Origin of the sequence: Chryseobacterium sp. MMS23-Vi53 (assembly GCF_047651245.1) — a bacterium.
GTDB lineage: Bacteria > Bacteroidota > Bacteroidia > Flavobacteriales > Weeksellaceae > Chryseobacterium.
Map to the genome: position 1 here is coordinate 365,509 of NZ_CP180265.1, position 18,624 is coordinate 384,132.

The 18,624-nt window shown below is 34.0% G+C and carries 17 protein-coding genes and 1 pseudogene; 12 read left to right on the forward strand and 6 right to left on the reverse strand.

Annotated features, from left to right (window positions below):
• Positions 1 to 67 precede the first annotated feature (67 nt).
• The 3 genes from ACKX2A_RS01680 to ACKX2A_RS01690 are packed head-to-tail and all read left to right on the forward strand — an operon-like array spanning position 68 to position 1,982.
• Positions 68 to 766 (forward strand): DsbA family oxidoreductase, encoded by a 699-nt coding sequence (locus ACKX2A_RS01680; protein ID WP_415327286.1) that lies wholly within the window; start codon positions 68 to 70, stop codon positions 764 to 766.
• Positions 767 to 824: 58 nt separating this feature from the next.
• Positions 825 to 1,406: a nucleosidase gene (locus ACKX2A_RS01685; protein WP_415327287.1), complete on the forward strand. Its 582-nt coding sequence runs from the start codon at positions 825 to 827 to the stop codon at positions 1,404 to 1,406.
• Between the two features lie 54 nt (positions 1,407 to 1,460).
• Complete coding sequence (locus ACKX2A_RS01690; protein ID WP_415327288.1) at positions 1,461 to 1,982, forward strand: GNAT family N-acetyltransferase; 522 nt, start codon at positions 1,461 to 1,463, stop codon at positions 1,980 to 1,982.
• Positions 1,983 to 1,985: 3 nt separating this feature from the next.
• Here ACKX2A_RS01690 and pdeM read toward each other — a convergent pair whose 3' ends face one another.
• From pdeM to ACKX2A_RS01715, 5 genes are all read right to left on the reverse strand, one after another.
• Positions 1,986 to 2,630: a ligase-associated DNA damage response endonuclease PdeM gene (gene pdeM, locus ACKX2A_RS01695; RefSeq protein WP_415327289.1), complete on the reverse strand. Its 645-nt coding sequence runs from the start codon at positions 2,628 to 2,630 to the stop codon at positions 1,986 to 1,988.
• The gene (locus tag ACKX2A_RS01700) at positions 2,627 to 5,032 is read right to left on the reverse strand and encodes a ligase-associated DNA damage response DEXH box helicase (RefSeq protein ID WP_415329520.1); all 2,406 of its coding nucleotides are present in this window, start codon (positions 5,030 to 5,032) and stop codon (positions 2,627 to 2,629) included. Before ACKX2A_RS01700 ends, pdeM begins: the two co-directional genes overlap by 4 nt.
• A gap of 107 nt (positions 5,033 to 5,139) precedes the next feature.
• Positions 5,140 to 6,720 (reverse strand): ATP-dependent DNA ligase, encoded by a 1,581-nt coding sequence (locus ACKX2A_RS01705; RefSeq protein WP_415327290.1) that lies wholly within the window; start codon positions 6,718 to 6,720, stop codon positions 5,140 to 5,142.
• Positions 6,717 to 7,742: a ligase-associated DNA damage response exonuclease gene (locus ACKX2A_RS01710; RefSeq protein ID WP_415327291.1), complete on the reverse strand. Its 1,026-nt coding sequence runs from the start codon at positions 7,740 to 7,742 to the stop codon at positions 6,717 to 6,719. The genes ACKX2A_RS01705 and ACKX2A_RS01710 overlap by 4 nt, the downstream gene beginning before the upstream one ends.
• Before the next feature lie 91 nt (positions 7,743 to 7,833).
• A complete protein-coding gene (locus tag ACKX2A_RS01715) occupies positions 7,834 to 9,318 on the reverse strand; it encodes a PLP-dependent aminotransferase family protein (RefSeq protein ID WP_415327292.1) in 1,485 nt (494 codons plus the stop codon).
• A gap of 65 nt (positions 9,319 to 9,383) precedes the next feature.
• Here ACKX2A_RS01715 and ACKX2A_RS01720 point away from each other — a divergent pair, with 65 nt between their 5' ends.
• The 6 genes from ACKX2A_RS01720 (at position 9,384) to ACKX2A_RS01745 (ending at position 14,763) form a co-directional block, all read left to right on the forward strand.
• Positions 9,384 to 10,010: a hypothetical protein gene (locus ACKX2A_RS01720; RefSeq protein ID WP_415327293.1), complete on the forward strand. Its 627-nt coding sequence runs from the start codon at positions 9,384 to 9,386 to the stop codon at positions 10,008 to 10,010.
• On the forward strand, positions 10,000 to 11,109 hold the full coding sequence (locus ACKX2A_RS01725) for an aminotransferase class I/II-fold pyridoxal phosphate-dependent enzyme (protein WP_415327294.1): 1,110 nt from the start codon (positions 10,000 to 10,002) through the stop codon (positions 11,107 to 11,109). Before ACKX2A_RS01720 ends, ACKX2A_RS01725 begins: the two co-directional genes overlap by 11 nt.
• A 115-nt stretch (positions 11,110 to 11,224) precedes the next feature.
• Positions 11,225 to 11,869 carry a dethiobiotin synthase gene (bioD, locus tag ACKX2A_RS01730; protein WP_415327295.1) on the forward strand — a complete coding sequence of 215 codons (645 nt, stop codon included), beginning with the start codon at positions 11,225 to 11,227 and terminating at the stop codon, positions 11,867 to 11,869.
• Positions 11,866 to 12,882 carry a biotin synthase BioB gene (gene bioB / locus ACKX2A_RS01735; RefSeq protein ID WP_415327296.1) on the forward strand — a complete coding sequence of 339 codons (1,017 nt, stop codon included), beginning with the start codon at positions 11,866 to 11,868 and terminating at the stop codon, positions 12,880 to 12,882. Before bioD ends, bioB begins: the two co-directional genes overlap by 4 nt.
• Positions 12,883 to 12,894: 12 nt before the next feature.
• Entirely contained in the window at positions 12,895 to 14,166 is a 1,272-nt protein-coding gene (gene bioA / locus ACKX2A_RS01740; RefSeq protein ID WP_415327297.1) for an adenosylmethionine--8-amino-7-oxononanoate transaminase, read from the forward strand.
• 60 nt (positions 14,167 to 14,226) lie between these two features.
• Positions 14,227 to 14,763, forward strand: a complete 537-nt coding sequence (locus tag ACKX2A_RS01745) for a GNAT family N-acetyltransferase (RefSeq protein ID WP_415327298.1) — start codon at positions 14,227 to 14,229, stop codon at positions 14,761 to 14,763.
• A 189-nt stretch (positions 14,764 to 14,952) separates the two neighbouring features.
• Here ACKX2A_RS01745 and ACKX2A_RS01750 read toward each other — a convergent pair whose 3' ends face one another.
• A complete protein-coding gene (locus tag ACKX2A_RS01750; protein ID WP_415327299.1) occupies positions 14,953 to 15,849 on the reverse strand; it encodes a helix-turn-helix domain-containing protein in 897 nt (298 codons plus the stop codon).
• Positions 15,850 to 16,045: 196 nt separating this feature from the next.
• Here ACKX2A_RS01750 and ACKX2A_RS01755 point away from each other — a divergent pair, with 196 nt between their 5' ends.
• From ACKX2A_RS01755 to ACKX2A_RS01765, 3 genes and pseudogenes are all read left to right on the forward strand, one after another.
• Entirely contained in the window at positions 16,046 to 17,029 is a 984-nt protein-coding gene (locus ACKX2A_RS01755; protein WP_415327300.1) for an aldo/keto reductase, read from the forward strand.
• A 7-nt stretch (positions 17,030 to 17,036) separates the two neighbouring features.
• A pseudogene (locus ACKX2A_RS01760) lies at positions 17,037 to 17,611 on the forward strand (NAD(P)H-binding protein).
• Between the two features lie 208 nt (positions 17,612 to 17,819).
• Positions 17,820 to 18,542 (forward strand): SDR family oxidoreductase, encoded by a 723-nt coding sequence (locus ACKX2A_RS01765; protein WP_415327301.1) that lies wholly within the window; start codon positions 17,820 to 17,822, stop codon positions 18,540 to 18,542.
• Positions 18,543 to 18,624: the final 82 nt, after the last annotated feature.

Genomic DNA, 18,624 nt, shown 5'->3' on the forward strand with positions numbered 1-18,624 from the left:
TTAGTTTAATTTTTTATTTAAACAGAATTAAAAAAGTAAAGTATAATTTCAATTAAAAATAAATAAAATGAAAATAGAAATCTGGTCGGATGTGATGTGTCCGTTCTGTTATATAGGTAAAAACAATTTTGAACAGGCTTTAGAAAAACTGCCTTTCAAAAATGATATAAAAGTTGAATGGAAAAGTTTTCAATTGGATCCGACTTTAGATCCGAAGGAAACAAAAACAACTTTTGAATATTTTAAAGAAAAGAAAGGTTTTCCGGAAGCTCAAGCTCAGCAAATGATCGGAAACGTAATACAAATGGGAAAAGGTGCAGGAATTGATTTTCAATTTAATAAGGCATTAATTACCAATACTTTTTCTGCGCATAAATTGCTTCATCTTGCCAAAAAATACAACAAGGCAAACGAAATGGAAGAAGCTCTTTTTATCGCGCATTTTATTGATGGAAAGAACGTTGGAGATCTTGAAACATTAATTTCTTTAGCAGATTCTTTAGGCATAAATAAAGAAGAAGCTGAAAAAGTTTTGACCTCTGAAGCATTCGATTATGATGTAAATCAGGATATTTTGGCAGCAAGAAACAATGGTGTTTCTGGTGTTCCGTTCTTCATTTTGAATGGAAAATATGCTGTTTCGGGGGCACAACCTGTGGACCTTTTTGTAAATGCGCTTCAACAGACTTATGATGAGACGGTTACGCCTTTGCAGGATCTTTCAACTGGAGAAAACTCTTGCGACGAAAATGACTGCAGTATTTAATTTCGATTTTTAATTACAATTCAATATTTTTGGAAAGAATTTAACATTCAGTTTTCTAATGATAAAAATAAACGACGAACATCAATTTCCTATTGAAGATACGCTTTTTGTTTTCGCTTTGGATTCAGAAGCAGGACAACATTTTAATGATAAAAACAAGTTAATTACAGGAATAGGTAAAGTAAATGCAGCAATGGAATTAACGAAAGAAATTCACCGTAGAAAACCCAAATTGATTGTGAATTTAGGTTCAGCGGGAAGTAAAAATTTTCATAAAGGAGATGTGATTTGCTGTACAAAATTCATTCAGCGAGATATGGATGTGAGAGGTCTTGGTTTTCATTTATATGAAACTCCGCTTTCCGGAATTCCGCCTGTTTTAGAATATGGCTTAAAGAAAAATGAGCTTCCTGAAGGGATTTGCGGTAGTGGAGACAGTTTCGAGATGAATCATTCAGAAACGATTTACAATATTGTAGATATGGAAGCTTATCCACTGGCTCTGATTGCGATGAAAGAAAATATTCCATTCCTTTGTTTGAAGTATATTTCAGACGATGCAGGAAGTGAAGCTGCCGATGATTGGTCGGTTCAGGTTCATTTGGCTTCAGAAGCATTTACTAAAATTTTATTTTCATAAATTTAAAATTGAAATTAAAATCTAATCAAAAAAATTAGAATAATAGTTCAAAAAATGACATCCATTACAATCAAAAGGGCTTCAATTGAAGATCTGGAAACCATACAAAATATAGGAAGAGAAACCTTTTATGAGACTTTTGCACCACATAATTCGGAAGAAGCGATGCAAAAATATCTGAATGAAAGTTTTGCATCGGAAAAATTAACAAAAGAGTTAAACGATCATGATTCTCAATTCTTTATTGTTTGGGAAAACGAAAATCCAATTGGTTATCTGAAACTAAATTCAGGAAATGCACAAACAGAATCAGAAGATGAGAATGCTTTGGAAATTGAAAGAATTTATGTAAAAAAGGCTTATCATGGAAAAAGGGTTGGTCAGATTTTATATGATAAAGCCTTGGAAATAGCTTTGCAGGAAGAGAAAAAATATATTTGGTTAGGTGTTTGGGAAAAAAATGTAAGAGCGGTTAATTTTTACAAAAAGAACGGATTTATAGAATTTACTACACATATTTTTAAATTAGGAGACGAAGAGCAAACGGATCTGATGATGAAGAAAGTTTTGGAATAAATCCTAAATCTCATAGATTTCAGCATCCGTAAAAACATAGAATCTTCCTTTTTTAGGGAGATTTTTTGTGTCTAAACCTGTAAATTCGCTAAAAGCAGGAAGCAATAATTGATTTTCCGTCACAACAAAACAAGGCAATTTAATATTTTTAACAGAAGAATTAATAACAAAACCAGGATGAATATGTCCTGTAATCTGAAATTTTGGTTGTTTATTTTCAAAGTCATGAACAAAAATAAAATTCTCAATTTCTAAAAATTTCGATTTAAAATTTAAACATAATTTTGACTCCAAAGTTTTGGAAATTTTATCATGATTTCCTTCAATTAAATAAAATTGTAAATCCGGATATTGATTTCTCCAAGCACAAAATTCGTCGACATCCGAGTTGTCTCCAGCGTGAAGTAAATCTCCAACAACAATAAACTTTTCAGGTTGAAAATATTCTATTAAAATTGATAATCGCTCCAAATCATTCTTCATAATTTGATTGGCTAAAGCAATACCGTTTTTCCTGAAATGTGCTGTTTTTCCGATATGTAAATCAGATAAAATTAATGCTTTTTCTTTTTTCCAAAACAATGCTCGCTGGTTGGTTAAAGTAAAAATTTCGTTTTGTAAGTTTATATTTTTTGTAACTATTTTCATATTGATCTCGCTTTTTTCGCCTGCTGAATCAGTTTCTGGATCCTTGCATCAAGACTTTCACTTGTCAATGTCTGTCGCAGACTATCCACTTTGATAGGGAAACTCAAAGGTGTAAAAGTATTGGCAAACTTCAAAACAATTTTTGATTTTTCGATTCTTTTAAACGCTTCAACCAGTCGCTGTTCCTGCAGTTGCATATTGAAAACTTCTGTATATGCCTGTCTTACAAGGAAATGATTCGGATCATGATCTTCCAGCACTTTAAAGATAAGTCCTGCTGAACTTTGCAAAGATTTATTAGAACGCTGCTGTCCCGGAAAATTTTGAATAACCATCCCGGAAATTACCGCAATATCACGGAATTTTCTTCGGGCCATTTCCGCCGAATTGATGCTTGAAATAACATCAACCATTAAATTTTCTCTGGTTAATATTTTATGCAGATTTTCTTCATTTAATGGAATTTCTTTATCACTGAATAGCTCAAAACCATAATCATTCATCGCCATTGAGAAGGAAATCGGAGCCAGTTTTGAAATGCGATAGGCAATCAGAGCAGCCATCACTTCATGCACTAATCGCCCTTCAAATGGATACATGAATAAATGATATCCTTCACGGTTTTTAATTAATTCAACTAAAAATTCATCCTCTTTCGGAATATGTGAACGTTCTTCCTGATTTATTAATAATGGATGCAAAAATTTCAGTTCTTTTTCTGAGGCTTTTGGATTCAGTGCTCCGGATAATTTTTCTCTTAAAAAATGTCCTAAATTCGAGCTTAAAGGTAATCTTCCTCCCAAATAACTTGGAGCCAAAGCTTTTCCTTTCGATAAACGAACATAGACCGTCATATCTTTCACCATCGCAACCTCTAAAACACGACCTGCCAGTATAAATTTTTCTTCTTTTTTTAATTTTGAGATAAAATATTCTTCAACCATTCCGATGTAACCGCCTGAAATAAATTTAACCTTTAACATAGCATCGCTTACAATCGCACCCATATTCATACGATGAAGCATGGCTATTTTTCGTGAAGTTACTTTAAATAGGCCGTCTTCCATTACAACAACTTTATGGTATTCTTCATAGCTTTTTAAAGCACTTCCGCCAATTGTTAGAAAATCGAGAATATTTTTCCATTCATCATCTGTAATTTCCTGAAAAGTATAAATTTGTTTAATCCTTTCATACGTTTCTTCAGGATAAAATCCATCACCAATCGCTAAAGTCATTAAAAATTGAACCAACACATCAAAACACAAAACTTGCGGTTCGCGAGGTTCGATAACGTTTTGTTTTACTGCTTCTTTCAACGCTGCAACTTCAATTAATTCCAAAGAATGAGTTGGAACACAATAAATTTTTGAAGTTTCAAAAGGGGAATGACCGCTTCGTCCGGCACGTTGTAAAAATCTCGCAACACCTTTAGCAGAACCGATCTGAATCACGGTGTCAACTGGTTTAAAATCAATTCCCAGATCCAAAGATGAAGTAGAAACTACAGCTTTTAATTTGCCATTGCTTAAATTTTCTTCAATCCAGATTCTTAAATGCGCATCAATCGAGCTGTGATGAATTGCAATTTGTCCTGCAAAATCAGGATAAGCATCCAATAATAATTGATACCACATTTCACTTTGACTCCTTGTATTTGTAAAAACAATCGTCGATTTTGATTCTAAAATGATCGGGACAACCTTGTCTGCCAGTTTATTTCCTAAATGTCCTGCCCAGGGAAGAATTTCAATCTCATTCGGAAAAACCGGAATAATATCAATCTTTTTATGCTCTTTTGCAGTAACTTTTGTCTTTTTTATAGGATAAGGAATTAAAACTTCCATTGCTTCATCGAGATTTCCAATCGTGGCTGTGATTCCCCAAATTTTCATTTTAGGAACATATTTTCGAAGCTGAGAAATTCCAAGTTCAACAATAACTCCACGTTTTGATCCTAATAATTCATGCCATTCATCGATCACAATAGACTGTAAATTTTGAAAGAACCGCTGATGATTTTTTTGTCCGAGGAGCAAGTGTAAACTTTCGGGAGTTGCCACCAGAATTTCGGGCATTTTTTTGACTTGCTGTTGACGAACTTTAGGATCTGTATCACCGTTTCGAACGCCTACGACCCAATCCAGTCCAATCTCGTCAATCGCTTCCTGCATGGCTTTTGCGATATCTTTCGAAAGTGAACGAAGGGGAGTAATCCAAATCATTTTCAGACCGCTTTTATATTTTTCCGGGTGGTTTAAAAAATTCGTTAATAAAGCTAAAAAGACGGAATATGTTTTTCCGAAGCCTGTAGGTGCGACAACCATTCCGCTGTAGCCGTTTTCAAATTTTCTCCAGGTTTCAATCTGGAATTTAAATGGGGAAATACCTTTATCTATCATCCATTGTTGAATGATTTTGAATCCATTGGTATTTTCGAAAGTAGCCAAATTATTTTGTTTTTGATTTTAACGCTAAAATCCCAAAGAATACTTAGCGTTAATATAATTTATTGTATCAGTTTTTTTATTTCTTCCAAATCATCAATTTCCTCAACCGTTTTATCTTTTCGCCACCTTACAATTCTCGGAAAACGCAGAGCGACACCGCTTTTATGACGGTTACTAAAACCAATTCCTTCAAATGCAATCTCAAAAACGAGTTCTGCTTTTACTGTTCGAACCGGACCAAATTTTTCAATCGCATTTTTATTGACAAACTTGCTCACCTCCATAATTTCCTTATCCGTCAAACCGGAATAAGCTTTCGCAATGGTAACTAATTTATCGCCATTTTTCACTGCAAAAGTATAATCGGTATAATAAGCACTTCGTCGTCCGCTTCCTTTTTGAGCGTAAATAAGAACCGCATCAATCGTCAATGGATTAATTTTCCATTTCCACCAATCGCCTTTTTTCCTTCCTGAATGATATGGTGAATTTTTCTGTTTCAGCATTAAACCTTCGCTGTTTATTTCTCTGGAATTTTCTCTGATTTGATCTAATTCATCCCAGTTTTCAAAGTCGATGACCTGTGAAATTTTAATGTTTTCAGGAGTTTCATTTAACAATAATTCTTCCAGCATGGCACGTCTTGCAGAAATAGGTTTTTCTCGTAAATCATTATTTTCAAGTTCCAATAAATCATATGCAAAAACTTCAATTGGAATTTCTGAAAGCATCTTTTTAGTTAAAGTTTTTCTGTTTAATCTTTTCTGTAATTCGTTAAAATTTAAAACCTTACCATCCATTACCGCAAGTATTTCTCCATCTATAACAAAACTGCCGTTCATCTGTTTTACAGTTTCTGCAATCTCAGGAAATTGTTCCGTTATCAATTCTTCACCTCTTGACCAAATGAAAACTTCATCATTTCTTTTGATAATTTGTCCTCGAATTCCGTCCCATTTATATTCGATTTGCCATTCATCGGGAGTTCCTAAATCTGTCAAATCTTTTTCCAAAGGATAAGCCAGACAAAAAGGATAAGGCTTGGAATTATCCGGGTTAATTTTTTCCGCTGAAATCAATTCTTTAAATGAAATTTCATCAGGCATCCATTTTCCCATCAAGCTGTGCATCAAGGTACTTGATTCCTGATTCGAAAATTTCGTCAAAGCATTAATCAACGTTTTATCTGAAACTCCAATTCGAAAGCTTCCGCCCAATAGTTTATTGAAAATCAATCGTTCTGTATAATCTAACCCGTTCCAAGAATTTAAGACAAATTCTTTCTTTTCAATATCTGTTTTGCTTTTTAAATCAATAATATCATTCATCCACTGAGACAACGAACGATCAATATTTTTCGTTGGAGGTGGTAAAATCAACGAAAGAGTTTCACCTAGATCTCCGACAGAAGAGTAGCTTTCCTGAAACAGCCAAAACGGTAATTTTGTGATTTCTAAAGCCCATTCTTTCATATAATTGGTATTCACATTTCGCTTCGGTCTTTTGCCTGTAAACAAAGCGATGAACCACACTTTATCCTCATCCGGAGCACGTTCCAGATAATCGATGATCGCATCAATTTTAGCATTGGTTTTATTGGTGCTTTCCAAAGCGTTGATTAATTCTGCAAAATGTTTCATGGCTCCGGATTTTCGATGGTTTCTTTTTCAGTTATTTCCTCATCATCGTCTCCATATAAAGTTTCAACTACATCGGATTTTATTCCGATTTCATTTAAATATTTAGAAAAAACTTCTGTTTGTCCGTGTGTTACATGAACAATTTCCGCTTCTGTGGCTCTTATGGCTTGTAATAAACCTTTCCAGTCTGCATGGTCACTCATTGCAAAACCGGCATCCGCACTTCGCCATCTTCTCGCACCACGAACCTGCATCCAGCCCGAACAAATCGCAGTTGCAGCACTGGGAATTTTCTTAATCACATTACTGTCCAGCAAAGCTGGAGGTACGATAACAATTTCATCCTGAAGATGTTTTACACTTTCTCTAAAATCAGGAATTTCATAATCGGGAAGTTTAATTCCGACAGTTTCAAAAGCTTCATTTAACTTTCCAATAGAGTAGTGAACATGGATTTTTCCTAAGCCTTCGACAGCCTTCATAATCCGCTGGGCCTTGCCTAAAGAATATCCTATAAACACCGATGTTTTTTGATTTTCTTTATTTCTTAAAACCCACGTTTGCAGTTTTTTATTGAGATCTTCAACTTCAAGCCAGTTGTAAATGGGAAGTCCGAATGTACTTTCTGTTACAAATTCATTGCATTTTACAAGCTCAAAAGGGGTGCTCAAACCATCCTCCTGAACTTTGTAATCACCAGAAATTACGCTTACATAGCCTTTATATTCTAGACGAATCTGTGCAGAACCAATGATATGTCCTGCAGGATGAAGTGACACTTTTACTCCATTCATATTGATAACTTCACCATATTCAACGCTTTGACATTCAATATCAGGAGAAATTCTTTGGTATAAAATAGGTTTTGTAAAATGGTGACATAGGTATTTTTTCATTCCCCAACGAGCATGATCGGCATGACCATGCGTAATAACTGCCAAATCAACAGGTCGCCAAGGATCAATATAAAATTTCCCCTGCGGACAATAAATACCTTTATTTGTGAATGTGATTAGTTTCAATGGTGTAACTGATTTTGATTTATTATTCAAAAATCTAACCAATTATTTAAGTAGTTAAATATTTTCAGCTTTTTTGAGTTTTAAATTAAAATTATTGCAAAAGCGTATTTACAGTTTTTGAAAAAATTTCGACAGATTTATCCATTTCCTCAAAATTTAAATTTCCAAAACCTAAACGCATTGCCGTAAGATTTTTGTTTTGATACAATAATGTTTTGGGAATGAAGACATTATCTTTTGCACATTCACGACTGAGTTGCATGAGATTAATCGGTATTTTCCATTCTGCCCAAATGGCCAATCCGCCGGAAGGTTTCTGAAAATCAATTAATTCTCCTAAATATTCTTCCAATAACAAAGAAAAGTGATCCCGTCTTTCCTGATAAATTTTTAAGGATTTCTTTAAATATCGGTTGATTTCGCCTTCTGCAATCATTTCGCCCAAAACATGTTCCATCAAAACGTCGCCTTGTCTGTCGATAATTCCGAGATATTTCCGCATTTCGATCATCAGATTTTCGGGAGCAACAATAAAACCGGTGCGAAAACCTGGTGCAAGAGATTTTCCGAAAGATCCTATGTAGACAACCATTCCGTTCGTATCGGCACTTGTAAGGGGAAGAATCGGGCTTTTGTCGTAGTGAAAATCGTAGTCGTAATCGTCTTCTAAAATGATAAATCCAAATTCGTTGGCAAGATTTAAAAGTTCTAATCGCCTTTGAGCACTCAATGTAACCGTCGTTGGATAGTGGTGATGCGGTGTAAGATAAAGCATTCTGATCTTCTGTTTTTCACAGATTTTACGGACTTCTTCTACATTGAGCCCGTCATCATCAATTGGAATGGATTGAATTTTAACTCCTGCTTTTTGGAAAATCATATTGACAGAAAAATAACTTAATTCTCCAACCAAAACGGTATCGCCTTGAGATAAAAGAATTTCAGAAACAATGTAAATACTCATTTCCGTACTTCTTGTAATTAAAAGATTATTCTTTGAAATAGGTAATCCTCTTGATAAATTTAAATATTTCGAAAGATTTTGCTTGAAAAATTCACTCCCATCCTGATTGTATTGTCCGATTTTATGCGCTTTTCTTTTTAAAATAGAGCTGTAAATTCTGGAATGCTGATCGATTTGAGTTAAACGAATATCAGGAATTCCGTCGTTGAAGATATATTCACAATTGGAATGTTCGAAAGGATTATCTAAAATATTCGACGTTTTGAAAAGAAATCCAGTCGTTTTTGGATAATTTTCGAGATGTCTTTTCTCAAAATTTTTAATTTGTAAAGGTTTGTCCTGATCTTTTCCAATAACGAAAGTTCCTTTATTGGGAAGGCTTTCCACCCAACCTTGAGCAAATAATTCATCATAAACAGAAACAATCGTATTTCTGTGAACTTCCAAAATCTGGCTTAAAGCTCTCGTTCCCGGAAGTTTTGTTCCGAAAGGCAAAAAACCACGCTGTATTGCATTTATTAACTGATTTGAAATTTGCATGTAAATCGAAACTTCAGAATTTCTATCGATTTTAATGAAACTTTGATAAGGAATCTCAACCGGACTATTCATAATCTTAAAACTGGCACCATTCAACCATCCGGCAATATACTACTTTTGAACCAAAACAAAAAAGAATGGAATTTTACAATCTTTTAGACAAAATTGTTCAGCACAACGGAACTCATGCAAAATGGCTGAATACGCTTTCATTCATGGAAAATGCTGGAGCGCGAAAAATTTCTGCGTGTGAGCATCCGACGAAAGTTAGTTTGATTCAATTAAAACATGCAACTGAAGAACATCGCCATGCTTTTTATCTGAAAAAACAAATCGGAAAAATTGATTCTGAATTATGCAAAACTTACGAAAGTAATGAACTATTGGCTTCTATTGCAACCCGACAATATCTTCATTCTCTTGATATTAAAGCCTGTAAATATCTTCAACAACATTTTAAATTAAACAAAGAAGAATTAAAATTCGCAGCTTATCTTTTTGTCACTTATGCGATTGAAGTTCGTGCCGATGAATTGTATCCGGTGTATCAGGATATTTTGACAAAAACTTCGTCAAAAATTATGGTTAAGTCAATTATTTTGGAAGAAGAAGGGCATTTGGAGGAAATGATTAATCAATTAGATGAATTTTCGAAAGATTGGAAAGTTCATGCTGAAGTTATTTTAAATATTGAAAAAGATCTTCATGAACAATGGATCAATGCTATTTCTGAAGAAGTTTTCCAATTAAATTATGCTGAATAAATTTTATCATTTTCAGGAAGCTTTAGAAAAAAGAAAAGAAAACGGCACATTAAGAATTTTAAAGCAAAAACAGGAAGGAATAGATTTTTATTCTAACGATTATTTGGGATTAGTAGGAAATAAAGATTTTCAAGACTTATTATTAAAAAAAATCACAGAAAATCCTGAATTGCTAAAAGGAAGCACAGGCTCAAGATTGATAAGCGGAAATAGTTTTGTTGTAGTTGAAACCGAAGAATTTATTGCTAAAGAACATCAATATGAATCTGCATTGCTTTTTCCATCGGGTTATAATGCGAATTTAGCTTTGTTTTCAGCACTTCCAACTCGTCATGATACGATTATTGTTGATGAACAAATTCATCGTTCTGTACATGATGCGTGTAAAATGTCGAATACTAAAAAATTGAAATTCAAGCATAATGATGTTAAGGATTTAGAAAGGGTTTTAAAAAAGCAAAACGGACTTTGTTATGTTGCCATTGAAAGCCTGTATTCTATGGATGGAGATCTTGCTTCCATTAATGAAATTGCTGAAATCACGGAAAAATATAACGCGAATTTAATTGTCGACGAAGCTCATGCTTTTGGTGTTTTTGGATATGGTTTGGTTGATAAATTTCAACTTCAAAATAAAGTTTTAGCGACAGTTATTACTTATGGAAAAGCTCTGGGAACTCACGGTGCAGCGATTTTAACGAATGATTTAATTAAATCTTATCTCATAAACTTCGCATCACCTTTTATCTATTCAACTTCAGCGCACGATTTTCTTTGGATGACTATTAAAGAAGGATATTACTTCTTTAATCAAAACAAAGAATTATCAATCAAACTTCAGGAAAATATTAAAATTTTTCGTCAGCAAGATTTGAAGAGTCCATCTTCTGAAAACAGTCCGATTCAGGCGATTGTAGTTCCTGATAATCATCAATTAAGAGCTTTAAAAGAGATTTTATTTGATAATGGATTTTTGACTTACGCTGTTTTTAGTCCGACTGTAAAAGTAGGAACGGAGAGGTTGAGAATTTGTCTGCATAGTTTTAATACAGAAGAGGAAATTATAGCCTTGACGAGGATTATCAGAGATTTTATTTAATATAAAATCAGCATCTGTTTGTCATTCCGTAGGAATCTAAGCAATTAAAATGTAAAAATAACTTTAAAAACACTGTTTAGATTCCTACGGAATGACAAACTGGATGGATAAAAATATGGATATAAAAAGAGAAATAAAAAACTCGGAACAAAAACTATTTTTCGTAACCGGAATCGGAACGGAAGTAGGAAAAACCGTTTGTTCAGCAGTTTTAACGAAATATTTTAATGCAGATTATTGGAAACCCGTTCAATCCGGAGATTTGGATTTTTCTGATAGCATGAAAATCAAAAGCTGGGTTGGAGACAATACGGTTTGCCATCCGGAAACGTATCGTTTTCAATTGGCGGCTTCCCCGCATCAATCGGCAAAAGAAGAAGGAATTACGATTGATTTAAATGAATTTAAACTTCCTCAAACTCAAAATAATTTAATTGTGGAAGGAGCAGGAGGATTAATGGTTCCGTTAAATGACAATGACTTTATTATTGATTTAATTGAAAAATTAAACATTCCTGTTGCTTTAGTAGTGAGAAATTATTTGGGTTGTATCAACCATACTTTATTATCAATTTTAGCCTTAAATCAAAAGAAAATAAAACTACAATATTTAATTCTTAATGGATATTTTCCATTTGATACAGAAAGAATTATTTGTGAAAATATTCAATCAGAAACAAAAATTATAAGAATTCCGGACATTAAAAATATAACAAAAGAAAATATAGAAAGTATTACAAAACAATTAGAAAATAGATGAGAGATAAAACAAAATTGAGGAATGATTGGACAAAAGAAGAAATCGAAGAAATCTACAATCTTCCGCTTCTTGAATTGATCTATAAAGCAGCAACTGTTCACCGCGAATGGCACAATCCTGAAGAAGTTCAGATGTCGACTCTGCTTTCTATAAAAACCGGAGGTTGCCCTGAAGATTGTTCGTATTGCGGACAAGCGGCTCGTTATCACACCAATATTAAAGTTCAGGCATTGCTTCCGACAGAACAGGTGATTGCGCATGCTCAAAAGGCAAAAGATAATGGTTCGTCGCGTTTTTGCATGGCTGCAGCGTGGCGTGAAGTCCGTAATAATCGTGATTTCGACAGAGTCATCGACATGGTAAAAGGCGTCAATGAATTGGGAATGGAGGTTTGCTGTACGTTGGGGATGTTGACAGAAGAACAGGCAATTCGTCTTCAGGAAGCAGGTTTATACGCTTATAATCACAATTTGGATACTTCGGAACAATATTATGAAGAAATTATTTCGACCAGAACTTTTGATAATAGAATTAATACCATCAATAATGTAAGAAAAGCAGGAATTACCGTTTGTTCAGGAGGAATTATCGGTCTTGGAGAAACTCACGGAGACAGAATTTCGATGCTTTTAACATTATCAACGATGCCAAAACATCCGGAATCTGTTCCCATCAACGCATTGGCTAGAGTAGAAGGAACGCCTCTTCAGGACAACGAAAAAACGAACACTTGGGAAATGGTGAGAATGATTGCAACAGCAAGAATTATAATGCCTTCATCGATGGTTCGTCTGAGCGCGGGAAGAATTGAAATGACTGAATTCGAGCAAGGTTGGTGTTTCATGGCAGGAGCAAACTCGATCTTTACGGGAGAAAGAGAAACCCTTTTGGTAACGCCAAATCCGGGAGTTTCGGAAGATATGCAAATGTTGCAGACTTTAGGATTGAAACCGATGAAGGGACAACCAGAAAAAACAAAGGAGCAATTTGAAACGTGGAATGCTAATGTATAAGCTTACAAAAATATGACTCTACAAGAGCGCGACAGAGCCGTCAACTGGCATCCTTACACGCAAATGAAAACGGCAAAAGAGGCAATTCCCATTATAAAAGGAAAAGGAATCTATCTTTTTGATGAGAAGGGAAAACGATATATTGATGCAGTTTCTTCGTGGTGGGTGACTCTTCACGGTCATGCGCATCCGTACATTGCAAAAAGGGTTTCGGAGCAGCTGAATACGTTAGAACAGGTTATTTTTGCGGGTTTTACACACGAACCTGCCATTCAGCTTTCGGAAAATCTGTTGAAACTTTTGCCCGATAATCAGGAGAAAGTTTTCTATTCCGACAATGGTTCCACAGCAGTTGAAGTTGCTTTGAAAATGTGCATTCAATTTTGGCATAATCAAGGAAAAGAGAAGACGAAAATTCTGGCTTTTAAAGATGCTTATCACGGAGATACTTTTGGGGCGATGTCTGTGAGTGGAAGAAGTGTCTGGACGAAGCCATTTGGTGAAATGCTTTTTGAAGTAATTTTCATTGATATCCCGACTTCGGAAAATCTTGATGATTTACAATCAATTATTAAAAATCACTCGGAGGAAATTGCTTGTTTTATTTATGAACCTTTGATTCAGGGCGCTGCGGGAATGTTGATGCATCAACCAGAAGATTTGTCTGAATTAATGAAATTTTGCAGAAATGAAGGAATTTTAATGATTCAGGATGAAGTTTTTACAGGCTTTGGAAGAACAGGAAAATTATTTGCAACGAATTATCTTTCTGAAAAACCGGATATTATGTGTTTCTCAAAAGGTTTAACGGGCGGAACAATGCCGATGGGAATTACAAGTTCTACTCATCAAATTTTCGAAGCATTTTTGTCGGATGATAAATATAAAACCTTATTTCACGGACATTCTTTTACAGCAAATCCTTTGGCTTGTACGGCGGCTCTGGCGAGTATGGAGCTTTTGTTGAAAGATGAGACTTTAAATAATATTAATTTAATTAGCAAAAAACATTTAAATTTTTCTGAAATATTACAGCAGCATCCAAAGGTTGAAAATGTAAGGCAAACAGGAACAATTTTAGCGTGGGAAATTAAAAACAATGAGCAAACTTCTTATTTTAATGAAATCGGAAAGATTTTATACAGCGAATTTCTAAAAAGAGGAATTATCATGCGTCCTTTGGGAAATGTGATGTATCTCGTTCCGCCATATTGTATTACTTCGGAGGAATTGGACTTTGTTTATCGAAATATTTTGGAGGTTTTAGACCAATTTAAAGTTTAAGATTCTTAATTTAAAATTCGATGAATAACCATATTTTTGTTTTTCAATTAAATTAAAATCATGCAGCTTTTTACAGAAAGATTACTTTTAAGAGATATTACAATAGATGATAAACAGGCAATTTTCGATTACCGTTCAGATGCGGAAGCCAATAAATTTCAAAGCTGGATTCCTGAGACTTTAGAAGATGTTGAAAGTTTTATTCAAAGAAATAATAAGGAATTCAATCAGCCGGAAAGTTGGTATCAAATTTTAATTACGGATAAAGAAACAAAAGCCGTCATCGGTGATATTGGAATTCATTTTTTCGGAAATGAAAATTTACAAGTAGAATTAGGAATTACATTAAATAAATTCTTTTATGGTAAAGGTTACGCTTCCGAAGCTTTAACAGGCGTTATTGATTATCTTTTTAATGATTTAAATAAACATCGAGTTATGGCTTCTATAGATCCTGACAATGTTGATTCCATGAAATTAATGGAAAGAATTGGACTTAGAAAAGAAGCCCATTTTGTAAAAAGTTTATTCTGGAAAAACAATTGGGTGGATGATGTAATTTATGCTGTTTTAAAAGAAGAATGGATAAAAAAATAAATTCTTCTTTTTAACAACAAAAGAAACAAAAGATTAACACTTTAGTTATTTTTAAGTTCAATATTAAACCATACATAAGAACACATAAGTTTTTAAAAATCTTTGATTTTTATTCTTTTGCAAACTGTTGTTTTCAAAATTTTTTAAGTATAGATTATTAAAATCTTTTGTGTCTTTTGTGGTTAAAATTTAATTCAAACTTCTATAAATATTTGGAGACATTCCTACTTTTTGCTTGAAAAGTCTCGTAAAATGCTGAGGATATTTAAAGCCAAGATCATACGCAATTTCGCTGATAGATTTATCAATATCAAAAATCTTTTCTTTTGCGATATTAATAACTTTCGACTGAATATATTCCTGTGCAGAAATTCCTGTTTCTTTTTTTATCAGGTCTCCAAAATAATTAGCAGAAAGATTCATTTCTTCGGCGCACCATGCAACAGACGGAAGCCCTATTTTCTGAGGTTTATCGGATGAAAAATAATTATTTAAAATACTTTCAAACCGTTCTAAAATTCCTTTGTTTGCATTGTCTCTGGTGATAAATTGTCGGTCGTAAAAACGGGTACAATAATTTAGAAATAATTCAATATTAGAAGCAATCAATGTTTTGCTGTGTTTATCGATGTTTTGTTCCAATTCATCCTGAATTTTATGAAAACAATCCATTACGATATGTTTCTCTTTTTCAGAAAGATGCAGCGCTTCATTAGAATCATAAGAAAAGAAATTATAGTCATGAATATGTTTTCCCAACAACGTTCCTTTAATTAAATCTGGATGAAAAACCAATGCCCAACCTTTTGGAGAAACGGTTTCCGATCTCGTCTGAACCTGCATAATTTGTCCGGGAGCTACACAAACCAATGTCCCTTCCTGATAATCGTAGGTACTTCTTCCATATCTCAACTCACCGCATTTTAATTCTTTTAAATAAATTGCATACAGTCCGAAATTGAAGGTTTCTTCCGGCAGAGAATTCGCTTTCGACAAATCTAAAACGCTTACCAAAGGGTTCAAAGTTTCTACACCACGAAGTTTATTGTAGAAATCCACTGTATTGATTTTTATTATCTTTTCCATAATTCAATCATTTCTATGATACAAATTTAGCCATTCCAATGCATTGAAAATCATCGTTAAATCCATAACAGTAATTTTGGTAATAAATACAGTAATCAGTATACAAAACCCATTCTTAAAACTTGCCAACTTTGCGATATGAAAAGTGAATGGTGAGTTTTACTTTAATAATATAACATTACACAATTTTAATTTTATGAAAACAAGAATTTTAGGAAACGGCGGATTGGAAGTTTCAACATTAGGGCTAGGTTGTATGGGTTTGAGCTTCGGTTACGGTCCTGCAACAGAGAAAAATGAAGCCATCAAGCTATTACAAAAAGCATTCGATTCAGGAATCACATTCTTCGATACAGCCGAAGCTTACGGCCCTTTCCACAACGAAGAATTATTGGGAGAAGCATTGGCTCCGTTTAGAGACAAAGTGGTAGTTGCCACGAAGTTTGGTTTTAAGGATGCTATTCCGACAGAAGGCGTCGACAGCAGACCCGAACACATTATCAAAGTGGTTGAAGCATCTTTAAAAAGATTAAAAACAGACGTCATCGATCTTTTGTATCAACACAGAACAGATCCTGAAGTTCCGATCGAAGATGTTGCAGGAACAGTAAAAGACCTTATTCAACAAGGGAAAGTAAAACATTTCGGTATGTCTGAAGCTGGGGTAGAATCGATCAGAAGAGCACATGCTGTACAACCTTTAACGGCTTTACAAAGCGAATATTCCCTTTGGTGGAGAGAACCTGAAAAAGAAATTTTGCCTTTACTTGAAGAATTAGGAATTGGTTTCGTACCGTTCAGTCCGCTAGGAAAAGGATTTTTAACAGGTACTATTAATGAAAACACTCAATTTGGCGAAAAAGATTTTAGAAATATTGTTCCGAGGTTTAAAGAAGAAAACAGAAAGGCAAATCTGGCTTTAGTTGAATTAATCCAGAATATTGCAGCAGAAAAAAATGCTTCTCCGGCACAAATTGCTTTGGCTTGGCTATTGGCTCAAAAACCTTGGATTGCACCGATTCCCGGAACGACAAAAATTCATTGTTTAGAAGAAAATATAGGAGCTGTGAATATAGAATTAACCGCAGAAGATCTGCAAAATATAGAAGAATCCGCCTCAAAAATTATCATAACAGGCGAAAGATATCCTAAAATTTTCCAGGAAAGGGTAGGAAAATAAATTAAATATGAGAAAAGTATTAATAATTGGGGCTACAGGAAGTCTTGCCCAATATGTAATCGAAGCAGTAAAACCTCTGGAAAATATAGAGCTGACACTTTTTATGAGAAACAAAAACAGGCTTCCAAAATATCTTTCTGATAATTGTAAAATTGTCGAAGGTGATGCTTTGAATTATGAAGATGTAAAAATTGCCATTAAAAATCAGGATTTGGTTTATATTAACCTTGACGGTGATCTGGAAAAGATGTCTAAAAATATAGTTAAAGCTATGAAAGAAGAACATGTTGAAAGAGTGATCGCCATAAGTTCGATTGGAATTTACGGCAAACCTTAAGACCAGTTTTAGAACCTTATCGGAAACTGGCAGATAATATTGAAAGTTCAGGTTTGCAATACACGATTTTGCGTCCGGATTGGTTCACTCACACCGATGAGGTTGATTATAAGGTCACTCCAAAAGGTGTTCCAGAAACAGGTTCTGCGATCTCGAGAAGAAGCATTGCACATTTTGTTTCAAAACTGATTAATTATCCCAATTTATACATAAATGAAAATCTAGGAATCAGTAAACCTGCATGATATTTTTAACTGTAAATGATGAATTTTACTTCATAAATCAATATTAATTTTTGACTTAATAACAAAATTTGTCATTATTAATAAACGAAGGGCAGAGATTTATAATAATGATACTACTTTAAATATAAGTCTTTGTGTTTTTTTCAATTCTATAAAAAATAAAAATCTAATCTATAAAAAATAAAAATCTAAAAATTAAAACAAAAAAATGGAAACACTAGAAAATAAAAAAGTAATTGTATTAGGAGCGAGTTCAGGATTAGGATTGGCAACGGCAAAAGCGGCTGCAAATGAAGGTGCAAGAGTCGTTATAGTTTCAAGTAATCAAGAAAGAATTGATGAAGCTTTGAAAGGTTTTCCTGAAGGTACCCAAGGATATGCAATCGACTTAAGCAAAGAAGAAAATATTAAACATTTTTTTGAAAATATCGGAAAATTCGATCATCTAGTTTATACAGCAGGTGAAAATTTAAACTTAACGAATCTGTCCGAAACAGATTTGCAACAGGCAAGAACTTTCTTCACACTTCGTTACTGGGGAGCATTGACGTCTATAAAATATGCTACTCCAAACATCAACGAAGGCGATTCTATCAATTTAATGAGTGGTACTGCGAGTCAAAGACCAGGTGCAGGTTGGGCATTGGCTTCAAGCATTTGTGGTGCGATGGACGGTTTGTGCAGAGCAATGGCGGTTGAATTGGCTCCAATTCGAGTGAATGCAGTTTCTGCAGGAGTTATTAAGACCAATCTTTGGAACGGAATGCCGGAAGATCAGAGAAATGAATTTTACAAAACCGTTGGCGATTCTTTGTTGGTGAAAAGAGTAGGAAATGCGGAAGAAATCGCTCAGACATTCGTTTTTTTAATGAAACAAAGTTTCGCAACAGGACAGATTATTACAATTGATGGAGGTGCGGTTTTAGTTTAAAGTTTTGTTGTAAAAACGCAGACAGTTAACAAATTAATTAAAATTAAAAACTTTCTTTTTATTGGCGTATTTTTTGAATTTC